The 4,855-nt window shown below is 71.2% G+C and carries 4 protein-coding genes; all 4 read left to right on the top strand.

Annotated elements, in window-relative coordinates; genetic code table 11:
- Positions 1 to 170 precede the first annotated feature (170 nt).
- Positions 171 to 302 carry a hypothetical protein gene (locus AB0G13_RS34040; RefSeq protein ID WP_357883621.1) on the top strand — a complete coding sequence of 44 codons (132 nt, stop codon included), beginning with the start codon at positions 171 to 173 and terminating at the stop codon, positions 300 to 302.
- Between the two features lie 517 nt (positions 303 to 819).
- Entirely contained in the window at positions 820 to 2,124 is a 1,305-nt protein-coding gene (locus AB0G13_RS34035) for a squalene monooxygenase (RefSeq protein WP_357883618.1), read from the top strand.
- Positions 2,125 to 2,187: 63 nt separating this feature from the next.
- Complete coding sequence (locus AB0G13_RS34030; protein WP_357883615.1) at positions 2,188 to 3,393, top strand: cytochrome P450; 1,206 nt, start codon at positions 2,188 to 2,190, stop codon at positions 3,391 to 3,393.
- Positions 3,394 to 3,402: 9 nt separating this feature from the next.
- A partial coding sequence (locus tag AB0G13_RS34025) for an acyltransferase domain-containing protein (RefSeq protein WP_357883612.1) occupies positions 3,403 to 4,855 on the top strand: 1,453 nt, incomplete at its 3' end.

The raw sequence follows: 4,855 nt of genomic DNA, 5'->3' as shown, positions 1-4,855 counted from the left end.
AACGGCACGACGTGCACATCAGCCCACGGGCGAAAGCAAAACCAAAGACCTCCACCGGTCCCCGCCCACGCCGCACAGGTTAAAGGCCAAGTTAGCACGGGAACCACGTGGGGCCGATACAGGGCACCCATCTGGGTGATCTTGGGTCCCCAGACACCGTGATACCCGAAGTGGCACAGGTTGACTACCGTCGCTACGCCGTCGTCGTCCATCGTGTGCAGGTCGATGTCCTCTGGTACGGCGGCGACTCGGGCTGCGAAGTCGAGCCCCCGGCCACCGCGTTGATCGTCGATGGTTTGTGAGGACAACCGAAGATCGCGCGGTGGCCGTGTGCCACAGCGTAGACCCCGCCGGGTGGCGGGTCATCCTGGATGAGGCGGTGACGCGTGTCGCTGACCGGTTCGTGCGGGTGGAGCCCCGTCGGACCGCCGGGCCGTTTGTGGAAGGGCTGCTGTCGGGCGTAGAACGCAAGTCCTGCTGGTCGCTTGCAGAACGGGCGGGTCACGACGATCCGCAGGCGATGCAGGATCCATGCCTTGCCCGGGGCCGACGCGCGAGACCGAGCCCCACCCCGCCGCGCTGATCATCGATGCAACTGATCGCGTCAAGGGCTTCAGGTTCCTGCGGTCGTGAAGCGGATGATCTGTATTCGGCATGAACCGAATCGATGGCTTCCAGTCGTTCACCAGGGAGCATATGTACGGTACGGCGGCTCGTGGAGCGGGGGAGATATATGTCAAGACACTTGGTGGGGCACTGTGAGTCGTCTCTTCGTCAATGGTGAGCGCTGCACGAACGGCGGTCGTCATCGGTGCCAGCATGGGCGGCCTTCTCGCCGCCCGCGTGCTCAGCGACGAGTACGACCGGGTGCTGCTGCTGGACCGCGACCACGCCGACGTTGACGGGTACCGGAGCGGCGTACCGCAGGCTAAACACCTGCACGGCCTGCTTGCCCGCGGCCGAGAGATCCTCGAGGAGCTCTTCCCCGGGCTGAGCCAGGACCTAATCGACGACGGCGCCACCGTCGCGGACCTGCAGAACGACATCCGATGGACGATCGACGGCCGGCGGCTGGTGCGTCACCACTGTGGCCTGAGCGGGCTCTCGATGAGCCGGCTCCTGCTGGAACGCAAGGTCCGGGCGCGGGTGCTCGCGCTGCCCGGCGTGACCCTGCTCCCGTGTCACGAGGTGACCGGCCTGACCACCGGCGCTGATGCCGGCCGGGTCACCGGTGTCCACGCGGTGCGGCTGGCCGACGGGAACGCGCCCGTCGATCTGTCGGCCGAGCTGGTGGTGGACGCCTCCGGCCGCGGTTCGCGGGCACCGACTTGGCTGACCGACCTCGGCTACGACGCCCCCGTCGAGAACCGGGTGCCGATCGGCATCACCTACGCCACCCAGCATTTCCGGCGCGAGCCCGGGCACCTGGCCGGCAGCAAGGGCGCTGTGGTCACTATGTCCCTGGAAAACCCCCGCGGCGGCGCCCTGGCCCGGGAGGAGGACGACCGCTGGGTCGTCACCCTCGCCGGCCTCGCCGACGACCCAGCGCCGCTCGATCCGGAGGGCTTCCGGGCCTTCGCCGCCAGCCTGCCCGACCCCGCGATCGCCGAGGTCATCGCGGCCGCGACGCCGATCGACGACGCCCTGCGGGCGCGGTTTCCGGCCAGCGTCCGGCGGCGGTACGAGCGCCTGACCCGCCTGCCGGAGGGCTTCCTCGTGTTGGGAGACGCGGTGTGCAGCTTCAACCCGGTCTACAGCCAGGGCATGACTGTGGCCGGCGAGGAAGCGCTGATCCTCCGGGCCTGCCTGCGGCAGGGCACGACGGGCATCGGCCGCCGCTTCTTCAAGGCGACCGCCCGCATCCTCACCGTCCCATGGTCGATGGCGACCAGCGGCGACGAACGATTCACCGACCCGGCGAAGAGTCGCACCCTGGCCGGTCGGCTGACCGGCTTCTACCTGAACGCGGTCGGCGCCGCCGTCGGCCGCGACCCGGCAGTTGGGCGGGCGCTGCTGCGCGTGGCGAACCTGCTCGACCCTCCTCAGCGGATGGTTGCACCGGACATGGTCTGGCGCGTCCTCCGGTCCGCCCGGCACCGCCCCGCCGTGACCGAGGTCGGCTGAACAACCGCACACCACGACGACCAGCACACGCCATACCGCGTGCGGCGAAGGAGCACAGTCGCGATGACCAGCACCGAGAACGAACCCGTTGCCTACCCCTTCAACGTGCCGGTCGCGCTCGACCTGGACCCGCGCTACGCCGAGCTGCGGGAGAGGCCCGGCCTGCAGCGGGTCAAGATGACCTACGGCCAGCCCGCCTGGCTCGCCGTCCGGTATGAGGATGTCAAGGTCGTGCTGGGTGACCGCAGGTTCAGCCGCGCCCAGGCGGTCGGCGACGACGAGCCCCGGGTGTTGCCGTTCGTGCAGCGCCCCGACAGCATCTTCACCACCGACGCGCCCGACCACACCCGGTTGCGCCGGGCGGTCGGCCGGGCCTTCACGGCCCGGCGGGTGGAGGCGCTGCGCGGCGCCGTCGAGAGCGTCGTCGCCGAGCACCTCGACGCACTGGAGAAGGCCGGCCCGCCCGCGGAACTGGTGCACGGCTTCTCCCTGCCGGTGTCCATGCGGGTCATCTGCGACCTGCTCGGTGTGCCCTTCGATCAGCAAGAACGATTCCGCGGGTACGCGGACACCATCCTGGTCAACTCGCCCGACGTCGGCATCGACCCGCAGCAGATCGTCAAGGCGCAGCTCGACCTGCGCGCGTTCCTCGGCGAACTGGTCGACCAGCGGCGCGCTGAGCCGGCCGACGACCTGCTCGGCGTTCTGGTGGCCGGCATGAGCGAGGACGGCGGCCTCACCGAGGACGAGATCATCGGGCTCGGCGTCGACGTGCTGATCGCCGGGCACGAGACCACCGCCAACTTCCTCAGCAACTTCGTCTACCTGCTGCTCACCACCGGCACCTACACCACGCTACGGGACCAGCCCGACCTGCTGCCGGAGGCCGTCGAGGAACTGCTGCGGATCACCCCGCTCAACCCGAACGCGTTCATGGCCCGCGTCGCCACCGAGGACGTGGAACTCGGCGGCCAGCTCGTGCGGGCCGGCGAGGCCGTCCTGCCGTCGATGGCCTCGGGCAACCGGGATGTGACCGTCTTCGAGAACCCGGAGAAGATCGAGTTCGTCGAACGGCCCCCGCACCTCGCCTTCGGGCACGGCGCGCACCACTGCCTGGGCGCCCAGCTCGGCCGGATGGAGCTGCAGATCGGGATCTCCGCCCTGATCACCCGGTTCCCCAACCTCGCCCTGGCCGTGCCGGCCGAGGACGTGCAGTGGCGCACCACGATGCTGGTCCGCGGCCCCTGGGGCCTGCCGGTCACCTGGTGATTCGAGCGTATGACCAGCGCCGACAACCTCCACCGGTGGGCCCGGGAGCTCGCACCGGCCGCCGGGACCGCCACGACCGACCCGAAGGTCGTCTACGTCTTCCCGGGTCAGGGGTCGCAGTGGGCCGGCATGGCCCTCGACCTGATCGACCGCTCGCCGGAGTTCGCCGCGGCCATGGATCGCTGCGCGGTGGCGCTGCGGCCGTACACGGACTGGGATCTGCTCGCGACGCTGCGCGGTGACGACTCCTGGCTGAGCCGTGACGACGTCGTGCAGCCGGCGTTGTTCGCCGTGATGATCGCCCTCGCCGACCTGCTGCGGCACTACGGCGTCGAGCCGGACGCGGTCATCGGGCACAGCAACGGCGAGATCGCCGCGGCCTGCGTCGCCGGCCGGCTGTCGCTGGAGGACGGCGCGCGCACCGTCGCCCTGTGGAGCCGGGCACAGGCCCGGCTGGCCGGCCGCGGCGCCATGGCGGCGGTCCCGCTGCCGCCCGGGGCGCTGACCGACAGGATCACGCGGTACGAGGGACGCGTCTCGCTGGCGGCGGTCAACGGCGCCCGGTCGGTGGTGCTCTCCGGGGAGCGGGACAGCCTGCACGAGCTCACGGCCGAGCTGGTCGCCGAGGGCGTCGCGGCGAAGCTGATCCCGGTCGACCTGGCCGCGCACTCGCCGCACATCGACGACCTGCACGAGGAGCTGATGACCGGGCTGGCCACGGTGTCGCCGCGGCTGGGCACGGTCCCGATGCGGTCGACGACGACGCCAGGCGAACCGCCGGCGCTGGACGCCGCCTACTGGTTCCGCAACCTGCGCAACACCGTGCAGTTCGCCCGGGCCACCCGCGGTCTGGTCGCCGACGGCTACGACATCTTCGTGGAGATCAGCCCGCACCCGGTCCTCACCTACGGGGTGCAGGAAACGATCGACGCGGAGGACGCGGACGCCGTCGTGGTGGCCGGGCTGCGCCGCACGGCACCCGACCAGGTGCTCCGCGCGCTGGCCACCCTGCACCTGCGGGGTGTGCCGGTGGACTGGGACGCCGTCTTCGCGCAGTGGCCGCCCCCGGCCGAGCGCGCCGCAACGCCGCCACCGGCGCCGGCCTCCGGCGACCTGGTCGACCTGGTGACCCGGACGGTGGCCGACGTGCTGGGCGGGGAGGGCTCGGCCGACCCCGACCGGCCGTTCCGGGACTGGGGCGTCACGTCGCTGACCGCGCTGGAGGTGCGTGACCGGCTGGCCGCCGAGACGGGCCGCAAGGTCCCGGTGTCAGCGGTCTTCGACTACCCGACGCCACGGGCGCTGGCGGGCTTCCTCGACGGCCGCGACGACGGCACCGCATCGCGGCCGGCCACGGTGGCCCTGGACGACCCGATCGCGATCGTGTCGATGGCGTGCCGGTTGCCCGGCGGGGTGGATTCGCCCGAGGCGCTGTGGGAGCTGTTGCTCGCGAACGGCGATG

The sequence above is a fragment of the Micromonospora sp. NPDC023633 genome, assembly GCF_040640035.1.
In the GTDB taxonomy this organism is placed as follows: Bacteria; Actinomycetota; Actinomycetes; order Mycobacteriales; family Micromonosporaceae; genus Micromonospora.
This window is presented reverse-complemented; position numbering and strand designations above follow the sequence as displayed.

Coding starts and splice junctions, on each gene's coding strand:
- AB0G13_RS34035 (WP_357883618.1), top strand. CDS start 820: ATGGGCGGCCTTCTCGCCGCCCGCGTGCTCAGCGACGAGTACGACCGG.
- AB0G13_RS34030 (WP_357883615.1), top strand. CDS start 2,188: ATGACCAGCACCGAGAACGAACCCGTTGCCTACCCCTTCAACGTGCCG.